Genomic DNA, 17,252 nt, shown 5'->3' with positions numbered 1-17,252 from the left:
TCCCGGTTGCACCTAGGGCGCGAATGCTATGCAACAAATCAAATAAGGTGCAACCAGTTTCGTGAGAATTAGTTGCACCTAGTCGGAATTATCGACAATCACCCCGTTTTTGCTCCCTTTTGTCGCAGTCATGGCCCTTTGCTAGAAGCAAAAGCACCAAGCGTGAGCAGCACTTTCGTACCAGAAAATAATTCCTGACGAGCTGCCTATTATTCCGACAAAAAAAGGGTTGCACCCGGTTGCACCTCTTTCGGCGCACGGCTAATCTTGCCGCCAGCTGATGCCACGCAACTGTGGCAACCATGAGGATAAAAATATGGCTACCACCACCCTTGGGGTCAAACTCGATGACCCGACCCGCGAACGCCTGAAGGCCGCCGCAACCTCGATTGATCGCACGCCGCACTGGCTGATCAAGCAGGCAATTTTCAATTACCTGGAAAAACTCGAGGGTGGTGCAACCCTGACCGAGCTGAACGGTTTGACCGCCAAGGACGCCGATGAGGCGGGCGAAGTCCACACCGATCACGCCCACCAATGCTTCCTCGAATTCGCCGAAAGCATCCTGCCGCAATCCGTTCTGCGCGCTTCGATCACTGCCGCTTACCGTCGCCCAGAGCCGGAAGTCGTGCCGATGCTGATCGAGCAGGCTCGCCTGCCAGCGCCAATGGCTGAAGCCACCAACAAACTCGCCGCAGCCATCGCGGAAAAACTGCGCAACCAGAAAAGTGCCGGCGGTCGTGCAGGCATTGTTCAGGGTCTGCTGCAGGAGTTTTCCCTGTCGTCCCAGGAAGGCGTAGCGCTGATGTGCCTGGCCGAAGCGCTGCTGCGTATCCCGGACAAAGGCACTCGCGATGCACTGATCCGCGACAAGATCAGCACCGGTAACTGGCACCCGCATTTGGGCAACAGCCCGTCGCTGTTCGTCAATGCCGCGACCTGGGGCCTGCTGCTGACCGGCAAACTGGTCTCGACGCACAACGAAGCGGGCCTGACCTCTTCGCTGAGCCGCATCATCGGTAAGAGCGGCGAGCCGATGATCCGCAAGGGCGTCGACATGGCCATGCGCCTGATGGGCGAGCAGTTCGTTACCGGCGAAACCATCGCCGAAGCGCTGGCCAACGCGAGCAAGTTCGAAGCCAAGGGTTTCCGTTATTCCTACGACATGCTCGGTGAAGCGGCGCTGACCGAACACGACGCGCAGAAGTACCTGGCGTCGTACGAACAAGCCATCCACTCGATCGGCAAAGCCTCGCACGGTCGTGGGATTTATGAAGGCCCGGGCATCTCGATCAAGCTGTCGGCGCTGCACCCGCGTTACAGCCGTGCACAGTACGAGCGTGTGATGGACGAGCTGTACCCGCGCCTGCTGTCGCTGACCCTGCTGGCCAAGCAATACGACATCGGCCTGAACATCGACGCCGAAGAAGCCGACCGTCTCGAACTGTCGCTGGATCTGCTTGAGCGCCTGTGCTTCGAGCCGCAGCTGACCGGCTGGAACGGCATCGGTTTCGTGATCCAGGCTTACCAGAAGCGTTGCCCGTACGTGATCGACTACGTGATCGATCTAGCTCGCCGCAGCCGTCATCGCCTGATGATCCGCCTGGTGAAAGGCGCGTACTGGGACAGCGAAATCAAGCGCGCCCAGGTCGAAGGCCTGGAAGGCTATCCGGTCTACACCCGCAAGGTGTACACCGATGTTTCCTACATCGCTTGCGCACGCAAACTGCTGTCGGTTCCGGAAGTCATCTACCCGCAGTTCGCCACGCACAACGCCCACACCCTGTCGGCGATTTACCACATTGCCGGTCAGAACTATTACCCCGGCCAGTACGAATTCCAGTGCCTGCACGGCATGGGCGAACCGCTTTACGAACAAGTTGTAGGCAAAGTTTCCGAAGGCAAGCTAAACCGTCCGTGCCGCGTGTACGCACCGGTCGGTACCCACGAAACGCTGCTGGCGTACCTCGTACGTCGCTTGCTGGAAAACGGTGCGAACACCTCATTCGTCAACCGCATCGCCGACCAGTCGATTTCGATTCAGGAACTGGTGGCCGATCCGGTGGCGCAGATCGAGCAGATGGCGACCGTGGAAGGTGGATTCGGCCTGCCGCACCCGCGCATTCCGCTGCCGCGTGACCTGTACGGCGCCGAGCGAGCCAACTCCAGCGGCATCGACATGGCCAACGAACATCGTCTGGCTTCGCTGTCCTGCGCTTTGCTGGCCACTGCCCACAACGACTGGAAAGCCGCGCCGATGCTCGGTTGCGCTTCCAGCACTGAAACGCCGGCAGCGGTGCTGAACCCGTCGGATCACCGCGATGTGGTCGGTCATGTTCAGGAAGCTACCGTCGAAGACGTCGACAACGCCATTCAATGCGCGCTGAACGCTGCGCCGATCTGGCAGGCCACCCCGCCCGCCGAACGCGCAGCGATTCTGGAACGTGCCGCTGATTTGATGGAAGGCGAGATCCAGCCGCTGATGGGCCTGCTGGCTCGCGAAGCCGGCAAGACCTACGCCAACGCCATCGCCGAAGTCCGCGAAGCAGTCGATTTCCTGCGTTACTACGCAGTGCAGGCGCGCAACGATTTCAGTAACGACGCCCACCGCCCACTGGGTCCGGTGGTGTGCATCAGCCCGTGGAACTTCCCGCTGGCGATCTTCAGCGGTCAAGTCGCTGCGGCATTGGCTGCCGGTAACCCGGTATTGGCCAAGCCTGCCGAGCAAACTCCGCTGGTGGCGGCTCAAGCCGTGCGTTTGCTGCTTGAAGCCGGGATCCCGGAAGGCGTGCTGCAACTGCTACCGGGTCGCGGTGAAACCGTCGGCGCCGGTCTGGTCGGCGATGAGCGCGTCAAAGGCGTGATGTTCACCGGTTCCACCGAAGTCGCGCGTCTGCTGCAACGCAACATCGCTGGCCGCCTCGACAGCCAGGGCCGTCCGATTCCGCTGATCGCCGAAACCGGTGGCCAGAACGCGATGATCGTCGACTCCTCGGCTCTAACCGAGCAAGTCGTCATCGACGTGGTGTCCTCAGCTTTCGACAGCGCCGGTCAGCGTTGCTCGGCGCTGCGCGTATTGTGCCTGCAGGAAGATTCCGCCGATCGCGTCATCGAAATGCTCAAAGGTGCGATGGCGGAAAGCCGTCTCGGCAACCCGGAGCGTCTGTCCGTGGACATCGGCCCGGTGATCGACGCCGAAGCCAAAGCTGGCATCGACAAGCACATCCAAGGCATGCGCGACAAAGGTCGCAACGTCTACCAAGTGGCGATCGCTGACACCGAAGAAGTCAAACGCGGCACCTTCGTCATGCCGACCCTGATCGAGCTGGAAAGCTTCGACGAGCTGCAACGCGAGATCTTCGGCCCGGTGCTGCACGTGGTGCGCTACAAGCGTAAAGAGATCGATCAACTGATCGCTCAGATCAACGCTTCCGGTTATGGCCTGACGCTGGGCGTGCACACGCGTATCGACGAGACCATCGCCAAGGTGATCGACAACGTCAACGCCGGCAACGTCTACGTTAACCGCAACATCGTTGGTGCCGTGGTTGGCGTGCAGCCATTCGGCGGCGAAGGCCTCTCGGGCACTGGCCCGAAAGCCGGTGGCCCGCTGTATCTGTACCGTTTGCTGGCGACCCGTCCTACTGACGCCATCGAACAATCCTTCGCTCGCGGTGATGCTGCCGTGGCCCCGGATGTTCGTCTGCGCGATGCCATGAGCAAACCACTGAACGCGCTGAAAGCCTGGGCTGAAAGCAACAAATACGCCGACCTGAGCACTCTGTGCGTGCAGTACGCTGCGCAATCGCAGAGCGGCATCACCCGCGTACTGGCCGGCCCGACTGGCGAGAAGAACAGCTATGCGATTCTGCCGCGCGAGCACGTCCTGTGCCTGGCGGAGGTTGAAGGTGATCTGCTGACGCAACTGGCGGCGGTGCTCGCGGTAGGCGGTTCGGCGGTATGGCCAGAGTCCGACATCAGCAAAGCATTGTTCGCACGTCTGCCGAAGGAGATTCAGGCGCGGATCAAGCTGGTTGCTGACTGGAACAAGGATGAGGTGGTGTTCGATGCGGTTCTGCATCACGGCCATTCCGACCAGTTGCGCGGCGTTTGCCAGCAGATTGCCAAGCGTGCCGGCGCGATCGTTGGGGTTCAGGGCTTGTCCCAGGGCGAGACCAACATTGCGCTGGAGCGTCTGGTGATCGAGCGCGCGTTGAGCGTTAACACTGCTGCGGCGGGTGGTAATGCCAGCTTGATGACAATCGGCTAAACCGCTGTAAGTCCAGGCGACGGCAATGGTCGCCTGGAATGCATTTCCCCTGTGGGAGCGAGCCTGCTCGCGAAGACGGAGTGTCAGTCGACATCAATGTTGCCTGACCCACCGCTTTCGCGAGCAGGCTCGCTCCCACAGTTGTTCTCGAGCGCCTGTTAAGTCGGCGCGCGGCTCCAACATCACGCTTATCAATCATCCTGTTCAGCCACTATTCCCCCGCCTTAGACTCGGCCCAACCCCAATTTCAGGTAAGCCGCCATGTCCGAGACGCTGCTCAGTTCCCGCAATCTGGCTTTCGAGCTGTACGAGGTCCTTGATGCCGAGGGCCTGACCCGGCGTGAGCGCTTTGCCGAGCACAACCGCGAGACCTTCGACGCCGCCATCGGCACCGCGCGCAACATCGCCGAGAAGTACTTCGCGCCGCACAACCGCAAGGGCGACGAGAACGAACCGCGCTACGAAGACGGTCAGGCGATTCTGATTCCTGAGGTGAAACCGGCTGTGGATGCCTTCCTCGAGGCTGGATTCCTCAACGCCGCGAGAAGTTTCGACGCCGGCGGCATGCAACTTCCTACATTACTTTCGCAAGCCTGCTTCGCGCATTTCCAGTCGGCCAACGCGGCTTCGACGTCCTACCCGTTCCTGACCATGGGCGCGGCAAATCTGATCGAGAGCTTTGGCACCGACGAGCAGAAACAGCGCTTCCTGCAGCCAATGATCGATGGCCGCTTTTTCGGCACCATGGCCTTGACCGAACCCCATGCCGGTTCGTCCCTGTCGGATATTCGTACGCGCGCCGAGCCGGCGTCCGACGGCACTTATCGCCTCAAGGGCAACAAGATCTTCATCTCCGGCGGCGATCACTCGCTGTCGGAAAACATCGTGCACATGGTCCTGGCCAAGCTGCCCGACGCGCCTGCGGGCGTCAAAGGCATTTCGCTGTTTATCGTGCCGAAGTTTCTGGTCAACGATGACGGCAGCCTCGGCCCACGCAATGACGTGCTGCTGGCGGGGCTGTTCCACAAGATGGGCTGGCGCGGCACCACCTCGACGGCGCTGAATTTCGGCGATAACGGTGAGTGCGTCGGCTATCTGGTAGGCGAGCCGCATCGCGGTCTGAGCTACATGTTCCAGATGATGAACGAAGCGCGGATCGGCGTCGGCATGGGCGCAGTGATGCTCGGTTATGCCGGGTATCTGTATTCGCTGGAATACGCTCGCGAACGTCCGCAAGGCCGGGTAGCGGATAGCAAGGACCCGACCACCGCGCCGGTGGCGATCATTCAGCACGCGGACGTCAGACGCATGCTCTTGACGCAGAAATCCTACGTCGAAGGGGCGTTTGACCTTGGCCTGTATGCAGCGCGGCTTTTCGATGACACCACGACGCTTGAGTCTGAAACCGAGCGTAAACAGGCCCATGAGTTGCTGGATCTGCTAACGCCGATCGTCAAATCCTGGCCATCGGAGTTCTGCCTCAAGGCCAACGAACTGGCGATCCAGATTCTTGGCGGCCACGGTTACACCCGCGAGTACCCGGTCGAGCAGTATTACCGCGACAACCGCTTGAATCCAATTCACGAAGGCACCCACGGCATTCAGTCGCTGGACTTGCTCGGACGCAAACTGGCACAGAATGGTGGCGCGGGGCTCAAGCAACTGATTCGACTGATCGCCAACACCGCTGAACGCGCGACGGCGTATGAATCGCTGACCGCACTGCGTGAACCACTGGAAAAACTGGTGGCACGCCTGCAAACGGTGACCATCGGTTTATTGACTGATCTGGCACAGGGCAAGGTCAACAGCAGCCTGGCTAACTCGGCGTTGTACCTGAAGGTGTTCGGCCACACGATGATTGGCTGGCGTTGGCTGGAACAGGCGATTCGTGCAGAAGAAGGGTTAGCGAAGGGGAATGTGGTGGATGCTGACTTCTATAAAGGCAAGCTGCAGGCGGCGCGGTATTTCCTGACGTGGGAAGTGCCGGGCTGCCACCATGAACTGGCATTGCTGGAGGTGCGGGATGATACGTGCCTGGCAATGCAGGATGCATGGTTCTGATTTCAGCGCCATTACCCAGACAAAACACATTATCACGCGCTCCACACCTGTCATGTTTGACAGGTGTGGAAATGAGCCCTGCGCGATAGGCTGTATTCGCCTGACATGTAGTTTGCAGTTTGCCCGGCAAGTTCGGACTTAACGTCCTCTTCTTACCCTACAAAAGAGCGAACGCCATGAACAGCAAAGCGGCCGCAAAAACCATCAAACTTGCCGGACTGGTAACGCGGGACGATTGCGTTCTCGCCTCAATTTCGCAGTTTGGCACGCGAAACGGCACTGAATGGACGCACACGGACTCAGAAGAGTCCATCGTCATCAGCAAGAATCACCAGCATCTCTCTAATGAGAGATCAATTGTCAGCATCACAACGTCACCTGATAAAGCTGTGCCCGGCTTCGAAACGACAGCGGCAGAAATGTTCCAGGTCATTTCGGCAGAAGACCGATATGACACAAATAATCGTGTTGCCTACAAAGAGTTTTCACGCCAGGTCGGCAGTGATTGGCGCTCGGTAGTGTATGGCGGGGCTGATTTGAGCGACCAGTCAGCACCATTGGAGATTGATCCCTACATCATTCTTAACGAAGAACAGTTTATTTTCTCGGCACGATTCAATGACGTGGTGAAAGAACCGAATGCAGCGCGTGTATCAGAAAAGCGTTATATCAAAAAGGGCAAGGACCTCTACCAGGCCATGGTAATTACTTCCGAGTACATCTATGCCACTGTCAGGGATTTCGATAGTTACGATATGTTCAGAACGATCGCGACTGGGGACAAGTATCACGAAGGCTCGCAGGTGTGGACTGTCCAGGAGAAACGAGTGTTTTATTTAACGACAATCGGCAAAATCGATTTTTATGGGCGGGAAATTCTGCTGTTTTGAACACATTGCTCAAGCCAGAGCCGACGCGCTTTTGCAGTGCGTCGGCATAGGACAACCATATGTTTAACTTAAGCGAAACCCACCCATCTGCCGCGCCAGATCATCCGCCAACCTCTGCAACATCTGACAATCCTCACGACAAGCCCTGACCTCCCCCGCCGTCGCCCGCGCCAGATCGGAAATCCCCTGCACATTGCGATTGATCTCTTCCGTCACCGCCGACTGCTCTTCCGTCGCCGTCGCCACTTGATGGTTCATGTCACTGATGCGCTCGACCTGACCGGTAATCGCCGTCAACGAAGCCCCAGTGCGCTGGCTCGACTCAACCCCGGTGCCGGTTGCCGCCTGGCCGGTGCGCATCGACGACACGGCGTTTTCCGCGCCTTGCTTGAGGCTGCCGATCATCTGCTGGATTTCATCGGTGGATGCCTGAGTGCGGCGCGCCAAGGTGCGTACTTCATCGGCAACAACTGCAAAGCCGCGCCCCATGTCCCCGGCGCGCGCCGCTTCGATGGCGGCATTAAGTGCCAGCAGGTTGGTCTGCTCGGACACGCCACGAATCACTGCTAATACAGAGTCGATCGAGGCCACTTGATGTGCCAGCTCACCGACCGCACCCGCCGCTACGCCAATCTCATCCGACATGCTTTCAATATGCTTGATCGAGCCGCCCACCACTTCCCGCGCCTGCATCGCTTCATCCCGCGCGGTTTGCGAAGCGAGTGCCGCGTTACCAGCGTTCTGCGCAATCTCCTGCACGGTCAGGCCCATCTCGTGAACCGCAGTTGCGACCATGTCGGTCATTTCCTGCTGGCGGCCGGAACGCTCAGCGGTGTTCTCCACCACTTTCGCCACTTGCCCCACAGCCGTGCGCAGACGTTCGCTGGTGGTCAGCACTTCGCCGATCATGCCGCGCTGGCTATCGAGGAAACGGTTGAAGCCGCGGGCGAGGTCGCCCAGCTCATCGGCGCGGCTGGAATCTAACCGCTGGGTCAAATCTCCACCGCCGCTACCGATTGCTACGAGCGCGGCTGTTACCTGACGAATCGGCCGCACCAGCCCTTGCGCCAGCCACACCACCAACGCGAGACACACCAGCGCTACCGCCAGACCGATGCCGCCACTCATCCACATCGCCTTGCGGGCCTCGGCATAGATCTGCAACTGCGGCACTTCGGCCACCAAGGTCCAGCCCAGATCACGCAGAGGCAGGCTGAAGGCGAGGAAGTCTTCGCCATCCCTCTGGAAGCTGCTGCTGATCGCCGTTTTCTGGCCCATGACGGATTGCGCCGCATTGGCGCCAATCTGCTCGCTCAAGGTGCGTTTGCCGCTGAACTGCGCTTCGGGATGCACTTGGATCAAACCGTCGGAGCGCACGAGATAGACCTTGCCGCGCTGACCAAAGCTGAAGTTGTGAATCAGCTCCGACAGCTCTTTCATGCTCAAACCAAGCCCGGCTACGCCGACCACTTTACCGGCCTGCTCGACTTTCAGATCGATGAACAGCGCCAATTCTCCGGTGGCGCCGTCGTTGTCGATATTGAGGGTGCGCGGCTGATTGCTGTCGAGGAAGGAATAGAACCACGCGTCGGCCGGTTTGGAACGACTGAGGGTGCGATCCAGGCCTTTTTCGGTGATGTAATGATTGGATTCGGTGCCGATGATCAAAGCGGTAAAGGCTTTATGTTCGGCGCGGATGCCTTCCAGATACTGCGCGAAGCCCGCCGTTTTGCTGCTGTCTTCGCCTGAGGCGAGCCAGTCGCGGACCATCGTATTGCTGGCGATATCTTTGGCCGCCGTCAGCGGTTGCACAAGGATGCGTTCGATATCGTTGCGCGTCGCTTCGATGCTCGATGGCAGCGCTTGCTCGACCAGATAGCTCTGGGCGAGGCGGTTGACCACCAGGGTATAAATGCCAACCACGATCAGGATACTGACCAGCAGGGCGGTGCCCATGCTGAGAATCAGCTGCCATTGAATACTGCGTCGCCACAACTGCATGGAGCACCCCCAAAGAATAAGTGGCCGAAACAATGCAACAGCCGTGCCGATTGTATACAACCCGATCGATAATCTATTCTTTGGTTGTGCGCAACCCGATCAACCCTGATTGATGGTCTTGGCGATAGTGTCGACCGTGGCGCTGACTTGCTCTTGGTAACGGTCGAGTTCTTCTTTGTGCTGCTTCTTCATTTCAATCTGCTGCGAGCACAGATTCATCGCCGCGAGCACCAGCAAGCGGTCACCGATCAATGTCGGGTATTTGCGCTTGGTGTCATCCAGCGCTGCCTTGAGCATCATGGCCGCGTCCAGCAGGGTCTGTTCTTCCCCGGCCGGTGCCTTGATCGAATAGTCCTCCCCGAGAATGGAGACGACTTTTACCCCTGCTGTGTGGTGGTTCATGCGCTGACAGGACCTGCGTTGACGCGATCAACCAGGGCTTGAATGCGGGCTGCGGTGGCGCCGTGCTTTTCTTCCTGCTCCATCAGGTTCAGTTGCAGGCTTTCGTTTTCATCCTTGGCCTGGGCCAGTTCCGTGGACAAGGTCTGGTTGGTCTGCGCAAGGCTCTGGTTCTGTTGCACCAGGTCGCTGACGAGCTGTTCCAATTGGCTGAGGGATGCTTCCAACATTTTGATCTTCCAAGCGTTTTTCAAAGGGCGCGTACGATAAAGAAAAGTCACCACGGATGCCAGGGTTAAACCGGCGCAAGGCCTTGATTTTCCTGGTGGCGGATCGTTCCTGCGAGTTTTAAAGACTGTGATCTGCCGATCTGGTTCCTGCACTTCGTCGCCCCAGCCCTTCTGCGACAAATACGCACAGTGCCTCAAGACTTTAGTCGTATGACCGATAAGTCATCCATATCGCAGTCTCAGCCCGCATGGAAGCGGCCCTCTCTTGGTATCCGCCCATGTCCCTCCGCAATATGAATATCGCCCCACGGGCGTTTACCGGCTTCGCCCTGATCGGCGGCCTGATGCTGATTCTCGGCGTGTTCGCCCTGAATCAGATGAGCAAAATCCGCGCAGCAGGCGAAGACATTGCGACGGCCAGCGTGCCTTCCATCAAGGCTCTCGACGAATTCACCCAACTCACTCTGCGCCTGCGCGTTTTGTCGTATCGGTTGCTGATCAACCGTGAACCGGACGTTCAACAAAAGACTGTCGAACTGTTCGAGTTGCGCAACAAGCAGATCGCCGACGCCCAGCGCGCCTACGAACCGTTGATCGACGGCCCGCAAGAACGTGCGGCTTACGATCAATACGTGCAGTTGCTCGCGCAGTACCGCCAGCTCGAAGACCGGATGAAAACTCTGTCGCGCAACAATCAGATCGATGAACTGAGGCAGATGCTCAACTCGGACTTGCTAAGCAACTCGGAAGCGGTGAACACCGCCCTGGCGCGCCTGCTGGAGATCAACACCCAGCAAATCGCCGACACGGATAAGGGCGCGAGCGATCAGTTTTCGATGTCTTTCAACCTTGTGGTCACGTTGTTGGTGATCGCCACTGGCCTGACCTTCCTCTTCGCCTGGCTGCTGACCGTCAGCATTACCAAGCCGATCTCCAAAGCATTGGACGCTGCGGAAACCATCGCCGAAGGCAACCTGACTCAACCGATCCACGTTGACGGTGAAGACGAGGCAGGACGTCTGCTCGCGGCCATGGCCAAGATGCAATCGAAGCTGCGTGACACCCTGCAGCGTATTTCCGGCTCGGCCACTCAATTGGCTTCGGCGGCTGAAGAACTGAACAGCGTCACCGACGAAAGCGCGCGCGGCCTGACTCAGCAGAACAATGAAATCGAACAGGCGGCCACTGCGGTCAATGAAATGACCAGCGCCGTGGAAGAAGTCGCGCGCAACGCCGTGAGCACTTCGGAAGCTTCGAAAAACGCCACCACGTCTGCCGGCGACGGCCGTGATCTGGTGCAGGAAACCGTCAGCGCGATCGAACGCATGAGCGCTGATGTGCAGAGCACCGCTTCGCTGATCGGGGATCTGGCGAATGAATCCCGTGATATCGGTAAAGTGCTAGACGTGATTCGTGGTCTGGCCGATCAGACCAACCTGCTGGCACTGAACGCAGCGATTGAAGCGGCACGTGCCGGTGAGGCCGGTCGTGGTTTTGCGGTGGTGGCAGATGAAGTCCGTGCCCTGGCGCACCGTACCCAGCAGTCGACCAGCGAAATCGAGCGGATGATCGGCAGCATTCAGAGCGGCACCGAACACGCCGTGGATTCGATGCGCAACAGCACCGAGCGCGCCGAGTCGACCCTGAACATCGCCCGTGGTGCCGGCATGTCGCTGGACACCATCAACACCGCCATCGTCGAAATCAACGAGCGCAACCTGGTGATCGCCAGCGCCGCCGAAGAGCAGGCGCAAGTGGCGCGGGAAGTGGATCGCAATCTGGTGAATATTCGTGATTTGTCGGTGCAATCGGCGACCGGCGCGAATCAGACCAGTGCGGCGAGCAATGAGCTGTCGCGTCTGGCGCTGGACCTGAACAACATGGTTGGGCGGTTCAGCCTGTGATTCAGTAGATCAAGATCAAAAGCGCCCTCACCCCAGCCCTCTCCCAGAGGGAGAGGGGGAAAGGGAGCAGATCGGGGGCCTTTCAGATTTTCAGTTCGGCGCGATATTTCAGGTCGGCGTACCTCGCACAAACACCGCGGTCGATCCCCTCTCCCTCCGGGAGAGGGCTAGGGTGAGGGCAGCAATCGCCCGCCGAACACAAATCCTGATGCTCCGCTGAAAAAGCTTTTTGACAGCATCACATTTCAACAGGTTAGAATCGCTGGCACGCAGACTGCATGGTCAGTTTGTGCCCGTATTTACGCTTCTGGAGTACTGCCTTTGAATGCGACGACCATCAACAGCCTGTTCTTGATCGGCGCGTTGCTGGTAGGCGCAAGCATTCTCGTCAGCTCCCTCTCCTCCCGTCTCGGCATTCCGATTCTGGTCATTATTCTTGCGGTCGGCATGGCCGCCGGGGTCGATGGCGGCGGGATCATTTTCGATAACTACCCGACGGCCTATCTGGTCGGCAACCTCGCCCTGGCGGTGATCCTTCTCGACGGCGGCTTGCGTACGCGGGTGTCGAGTTTCCGCGTGGCCTTGTGGCCGGCGCTGTCGCTGGCCACGGTCGGCGTGTTGATCACCACCGGGCTGACCGGCATGGCTGCCGCGTGGCTGTTCGATCTGAACCTGATCCAAGGCCTGCTGATCGGCGCCATCGTCGGTTCAACGGATGCCGCAGCGGTGTTTTCACTGCTCGGCGGCAAAGGCTTGAACGAACGGGTCACCGCCAGTCTGGAAATCGAATCCGGCAGCAACGACCCGATGGCGGTGTTTCTCACTGTCACTCTGATCGACATGCTCGCCAGCGGCCAGACCGGTCTGCACTGGAGCCTGTTGACCCACCTGATCCGCGAGTTCGGCATCGGTGGTGTGATCGGTCTCGGCGGTGGCTGGCTGATGCTGCAACTGGTCAACCGCATCAATCTGGCGGCCGGTCTGTATCCGATTCTGGTGATTGCCGGCGGTCTGGTGGTGTTCGCCCTGACCAACGCCTTGCACGGCAGCGGCTTCCTCGCGGTTTATCTGTGCGGTCTGGTGATTGGTAACCGTCCGGTGCGCAGTCGCCACGGCATTCTGCACATGCTCGACGGCATGGCATGGCTGGCGCAGATCGGCATGTTCCTGGTCTTGGGGCTGCTCGTGACCCCGCACGACTTGCTGCCGATAGCCCTGCCCGCTCTCGGTCTGGCACTGTGGATGATTCTGTTTGCGCGGCCGCTGTCGGTGATGGTCGGCCTTCTGCCGTTCAAGGCCTTCCATGGCCGCGAGAAAGCGTTTATTTCCTGGGTAGGCCTGCGCGGCGCGGTACCGATCATTCTCGCGGTGTTCCCGCTGATGGCCGGGCTGCCGAATGCGCAGCTGTATTTCAATCTCGCGTTCTTCATCGTGCTGGTGTCGCTGCTGGTGCAGGGCACGAGCCTGCCGTGGGTGGCCAAGCTGTTGAAGGTGACCGTACCGCCGGAGCCTGCGCCGATTTCCCGCGCGGCGCTGGAAGTCCACGTCACCAGCGAGTGGGAGTTGTTCGTTTACAAGCTCGGCGCGGAAAAATGGTGCATCGGTTCGCCCCTGCGCGAACTGAAAATGCCCGAAGGCACACGTATCGCGGCCCTGTTTCGTGGCCAGCAACTGCTCCATCCGTCGGGTAGTACGGTGCTGGAAGTCGATGATTTGCTGTGCGTTATCGGCCATGAACATAACCTCGGCGCCCTCGGAAAACTCTTCAGCCAAGCGCCGCAACGGGGTCTCGATCTGCGCTTCTTCGGTGATTTCGTGCTGGAAGGAGACGCCCAGCTTAAAGCGGTTGCGGCGCTCTACGGGTTGCCGGCCGAAGGCATCGATCCAGACATGACCCTGGGCGCCTTCATTGCACAGAAAGTCGGCGGTGCGCCGATCGTCGGTGACCAGGTGGAGTGGAACAACACCCACTGGACGGTTGCGGTCATGGACGGGAACAAGATCGGCAAAGTGGGCGTCAGATTCCCCGAAGGAAGTCGCCCGGGCCCCGGACTCTTCCTCTAAACTGCGTCCACTCTCACTTGCTTGACCGGTCTCTATGCCTACCCTGCGCTCCTTTTTCGCCGCGGCCCTGCTGGGCCTGAGTCTTACTGTCGGCCCGCTGTACGCCGCCGAACCACCGTCCAGCGACGCCGTGCAGGCCAGTCTCGACAAACTGGCCGACAGCAAACTGCCGGATGCCGATAAGAAGACCCTGCAGACCGTCCTGCAGAACACGCTCAATCAGCTGAACAACCAGCGTGATTACGAGCAGAAACTGATCGATCTCAAGCAGCAACTGGCGAGCGCGCCCAAGCAGACGATTGAAAGCACCCGCGAACTGACGCGCCTCAAGGCTACGGCCGTGGTGCCGGTGGCACAGCGTTTTCCCAAAGAGTCGATTCAGCAACTGGAGCAAATCCTCACCGATCGCTCGACTCAGCAAAGTGACCTGCAAAAAGCCCTCGCCGACGCCAACAGCCTGATCATCACCGCACAGACGCGCCCCGAGCGTGCTCAGGCAGAGATTTCCGCCAGCCAGACGCGCATCCAGCAGATCAACAACATCCTCAAGTCCGGCAAGGACGCGGGTAAAACCGTCACCGCCGAGCAGCGCGACCAGTTGAACGCCGAACTGGCGGCGCTGAATGCGCTGATTCCGTTGCGCCGTCAGGAGCTGGCCGGCAACAGCCAGTTGCAGGATCTGGGCAACGCTCAGCATGACTTGCTCTCGGAGAAGTCCGACCGCCTCGACCGCGAGATCCAGGAACTGCAAACCCTGATCAACCAGAAGCGTCTGGCGCAGTCGCAGGAAACCGTGACCCAGCAGTCGATCGAAGCGCAGAAGGCCGGTAGCAGCAGTCTGCTGGCCATCGAAAGCACGGCCAACCTCAAACTCTCCGACTACCTGCTGAAAAGCACTGACCGCCTCAACGAAGTCACCCAGCAGAATCTGCAGACCAAACAACAGCTCGACAGCCTGACCCAAAGCGATTCAGCGCTGGACGAGCAGATCAGCGTGCTCAAGGGCAGCCTGCTGCTGTCGAAGATTCTCTACAAACAGAAACAAGCCCTTCCGCGACTCAAGGTCGACCGCGACCTGGCGGATCAGATCGCCGACATTCGCTTGTGGCAATTCGACGTCAGCCAGCAGCGTGAGCAACTGAGCAATCCCGCCGCCTATGTCGACAATTTGCTGGCCACTCAGCCGCCGGAGCAGGTCACCCCGCAATTGCGCAAAAACCTGCTGGAGCTGGCCAACACCCGCGCCGACCTGCTGGAGCGACTGAATCGCGAACTGAGCGCCATGCTCAACGAGTCGATCACCCTGCAACTCAATCAGAAACAACTGCTGAGCACCGCGCAGGGGCTGCGTGCGACGCTCGATGAGCAGATGTTCTGGATTCCGAGCAACAAGCCGCTGGATCTGGAATGGATGCGCGCGGTGCCGGAGCGCCTGAAACGCCAGGTCGACACCCTGCCGTGGGCCTCCAGCCTCAGCGAGCTGACCGACGGCCTGACTCAGCGTCCGTTGCTGTTCCTGCCGCTGGCACTGTTGATCGGCGCACTGCTGTGGCGGCGCAAAAATCTGTACGCGCGGCTGAACAAAGTTCACCAGGACATCGGCCACTTCAAGCGTGACAGCCAGTGGCACACGCCGCAGGCGATTCTGATCAATATTCTGTTGGCGATGCCGGTCGCGTTGGGCCTGGCCTTGTGTGGTCTGGCGTTGCAGATCGACGCGCGCGGACAGAACGCCAACATGGGCGCGGCTTTGCTGCAAATGGGTCAGGCGTGGCTGGTGTTCTACACCGCTTACCGGATTCTGGCGCCGGGCGGCGTGGCGGAACTGCACTTCCGTTGGGAGAAACCTCAGGTTGAATTCCTGCAAGGCTGGATCCGTCGACTGGGTCTGGTGGTCATGGCGCTGGTGACCATTGTTGCCGTCGCCGAATTGCAACCGGCGGCCCTGGCCGATGATGTGCTCGGCATGCCGGTGGTGCTGACTTGCTACGCCTTGATGGCATGGCTGCTCAGCCGTCTACTGATCAGCAGCCCGGCCCACGAGAACACCTCGTTGTTCCGCAAGGCCGTCGGTGTGATGTTCACCCTGCTGCCGATCGCGTTGTTCGTGGCGGTGTGCTTCGGCTACTACTACACCGCGCTGAAACTCAGCGACCGCTTGATCAACACCCTGTACCTGCTGATGTTCTGGCTGGTGATCGAAGCGACTTTCGTCCGTGGCCTGAGCGTTGCCGCGCGACGCCTGGCCTATCAACGCGCCCTGGCCAAACGTCAGGCCGCAAAAGAGGCTGGCGACGGCGAAGCGGTGATCGAAGAGCCGACGCTGGACATCGAAAAGGTCAACGAGCAGTCCCTGCGCCTGATCCGTCTGGCCCTGCTCGGCGGTTTCATTGCCGCGCTTTACTGGGTCTGGTCGGACCTGATTTCGGTGTTCTCCTACCTCGACAACATCACCCTCTACGAATACACCAGCGGCACCGGCGCCAACATGAGCATGGTGCCGATCAGCATCGGCGACATGCTCGGCGCGCTGATCATCATCGGCATCACCTTCGCCCTCGCGCGCAACTTGCCCGGCCTGCTCGAAGTGTTTGTGCTGTCCAAGCTCAATCTGGCTCAGGGCAGTGCCTACGCGACCACGACGTTGCTGTCGTACGTGATCGCTGGCGTCGGCTTCGTCTCGACCCTGTCGACCCTCGGCGTGAGTTGGGACAAGTTGCAATGGCTGGTGGCGGCGCTGTCGGTCGGCCTCGGTTTCGGCATGCAGGAGATCTTTGCGAACTTCATCTCCGGCATCATGATCCTCTTCGAACGCCCGGTACGGATCGGTGACACCATCACCATCGGCAACCTGTCGGGCACGGTGAGCAAGATCCGCATCCGCGCCACGACCATTACCGACTTCGACCGCAAGGACATCATTGTCCCGAACAAGACGTTCATCACCGGGCAACTGATCAACTGGTCGCTGACCGACACCATCACCCGCGTCACGCTGAAACTCGGCGTCGATTACGGCTCGGACCTGGATCTGGTCAAGGAACTGCTGCTCAAGGCTGCCCGCGAGAACCCGCGCGTGCTCAAGGAACCCGAGCCGCACGTGTACTTCCTCAACTTCGGCGAAAGCACCCTCGACCACGAATTGCGCATGCACGTGCGCGACCTCGGTGACCGTAACCCGGTACTCGATGAGGTCAACCGCTTCATCAACCGCGAGTTCAAGAAGCAGCACATCAACATCTCGTTCCGCCAGATGGAGGTTTACCTGAAGAACCTGCACGGTCAGGAATACAAGATGGTGCCGATCGAACCGGAAACGAAAACCATCGTGCCGGTCGCCGACGATCAGAAACCGCTGCAAGAGCCGCCGCCGGCCAAACTCGACTAACCGGCCTATACCCAGCAGAATGCTCGGACATTCTGCTGGAGC

At 59.6% G+C, this 17,252-nt stretch carries 9 protein-coding genes and 1 pseudogene; 7 read left to right on the top strand and 3 right to left on the bottom strand.

Annotated features, from left to right (window positions below):
- The first annotated feature begins 316 nt into the window (after positions 1 to 316).
- The 4 genes and pseudogenes from putA (at position 317) to PspR84_RS02520 (ending at position 7,224) form a co-directional block, all read left to right on the top strand.
- Positions 317 to 4,270 (top strand): trifunctional transcriptional regulator/proline dehydrogenase/L-glutamate gamma-semialdehyde dehydrogenase, encoded by a 3,954-nt coding sequence (gene putA, locus PspR84_RS02530; RefSeq protein ID WP_160055196.1) that lies wholly within the window; start codon positions 317 to 319, stop codon positions 4,268 to 4,270.
- A gap of 33 nt (positions 4,271 to 4,303) precedes the next feature.
- Positions 4,304 to 4,414 (top strand): annotated as a pseudogene (locus tag PspR84_RS29550) (metal ABC transporter ATP-binding protein); the annotation flags it as partial.
- 117 nt (positions 4,415 to 4,531) lie between these two features.
- Complete coding sequence (locus PspR84_RS02525; RefSeq protein WP_160055193.1) at positions 4,532 to 6,334, top strand: acyl-CoA dehydrogenase; 1,803 nt, start codon at positions 4,532 to 4,534, stop codon at positions 6,332 to 6,334.
- Positions 6,335 to 6,510: 176 nt separating this feature from the next.
- Positions 6,511 to 7,224 (top strand): hypothetical protein, encoded by a 714-nt coding sequence (locus PspR84_RS02520; protein WP_160055190.1) that lies wholly within the window; start codon positions 6,511 to 6,513, stop codon positions 7,222 to 7,224.
- Between the two features lie 63 nt (positions 7,225 to 7,287).
- On the opposite strand, the gene PspR84_RS02515 is transcribed toward PspR84_RS02520, so the two are convergent.
- The 3 genes from PspR84_RS02515 to PspR84_RS02505 all read right to left on the bottom strand — a co-directional run bounded on the left by PspR84_RS02515 (position 7,288) and on the right by PspR84_RS02505 (position 9,854).
- Positions 7,288 to 9,225 carry a methyl-accepting chemotaxis protein gene (locus tag PspR84_RS02515; RefSeq protein WP_160055187.1) on the bottom strand — a complete coding sequence of 646 codons (1,938 nt, stop codon included), beginning with the start codon at positions 9,223 to 9,225 and terminating at the stop codon, positions 7,288 to 7,290.
- A 99-nt stretch (positions 9,226 to 9,324) separates the two neighbouring features.
- Positions 9,325 to 9,627 carry a cell division protein ZapA gene (locus tag PspR84_RS02510; RefSeq protein ID WP_064117128.1) on the bottom strand — a complete coding sequence of 101 codons (303 nt, stop codon included), beginning with the start codon at positions 9,625 to 9,627 and terminating at the stop codon, positions 9,325 to 9,327.
- Complete coding sequence (locus PspR84_RS02505) at positions 9,624 to 9,854, bottom strand: hypothetical protein (protein ID WP_016987570.1); 231 nt, start codon at positions 9,852 to 9,854, stop codon at positions 9,624 to 9,626. Before PspR84_RS02505 ends, PspR84_RS02510 begins: the two co-directional genes overlap by 4 nt.
- A gap of 278 nt (positions 9,855 to 10,132) precedes the next feature.
- Here PspR84_RS02505 and PspR84_RS02500 point away from each other — a divergent pair, with 278 nt between their 5' ends.
- The 3 genes from PspR84_RS02500 (at position 10,133) to mscK (ending at position 17,210) form a co-directional block, all read left to right on the top strand.
- Positions 10,133 to 11,758, top strand: coding sequence for a methyl-accepting chemotaxis protein (locus tag PspR84_RS02500; protein WP_034151712.1), 1,626 nt, complete (start codon positions 10,133 to 10,135; stop codon positions 11,756 to 11,758).
- A gap of 321 nt (positions 11,759 to 12,079) precedes the next feature.
- Positions 12,080 to 13,822 (top strand): potassium/proton antiporter, encoded by a 1,743-nt coding sequence (locus PspR84_RS02495; RefSeq protein ID WP_016983888.1) that lies wholly within the window; start codon positions 12,080 to 12,082, stop codon positions 13,820 to 13,822.
- 34 nt (positions 13,823 to 13,856) lie between these two features.
- Positions 13,857 to 17,210, top strand: a complete 3,354-nt coding sequence (gene mscK / locus PspR84_RS02490) for a mechanosensitive channel MscK (RefSeq protein WP_160055184.1) — start codon at positions 13,857 to 13,859, stop codon at positions 17,208 to 17,210.
- Positions 17,211 to 17,252 lie beyond the last annotated feature (42 nt).

This window comes from Pseudomonas sp. R84, from assembly GCF_009834515.1.
Classification (GTDB): Bacteria; Pseudomonadota; Gammaproteobacteria; order Pseudomonadales; family Pseudomonadaceae; genus Aquipseudomonas.
The sequence above is the reverse complement of the archived record's forward strand: the minus strand, read 5'-3'. Positions and strand labels throughout refer to the sequence as shown.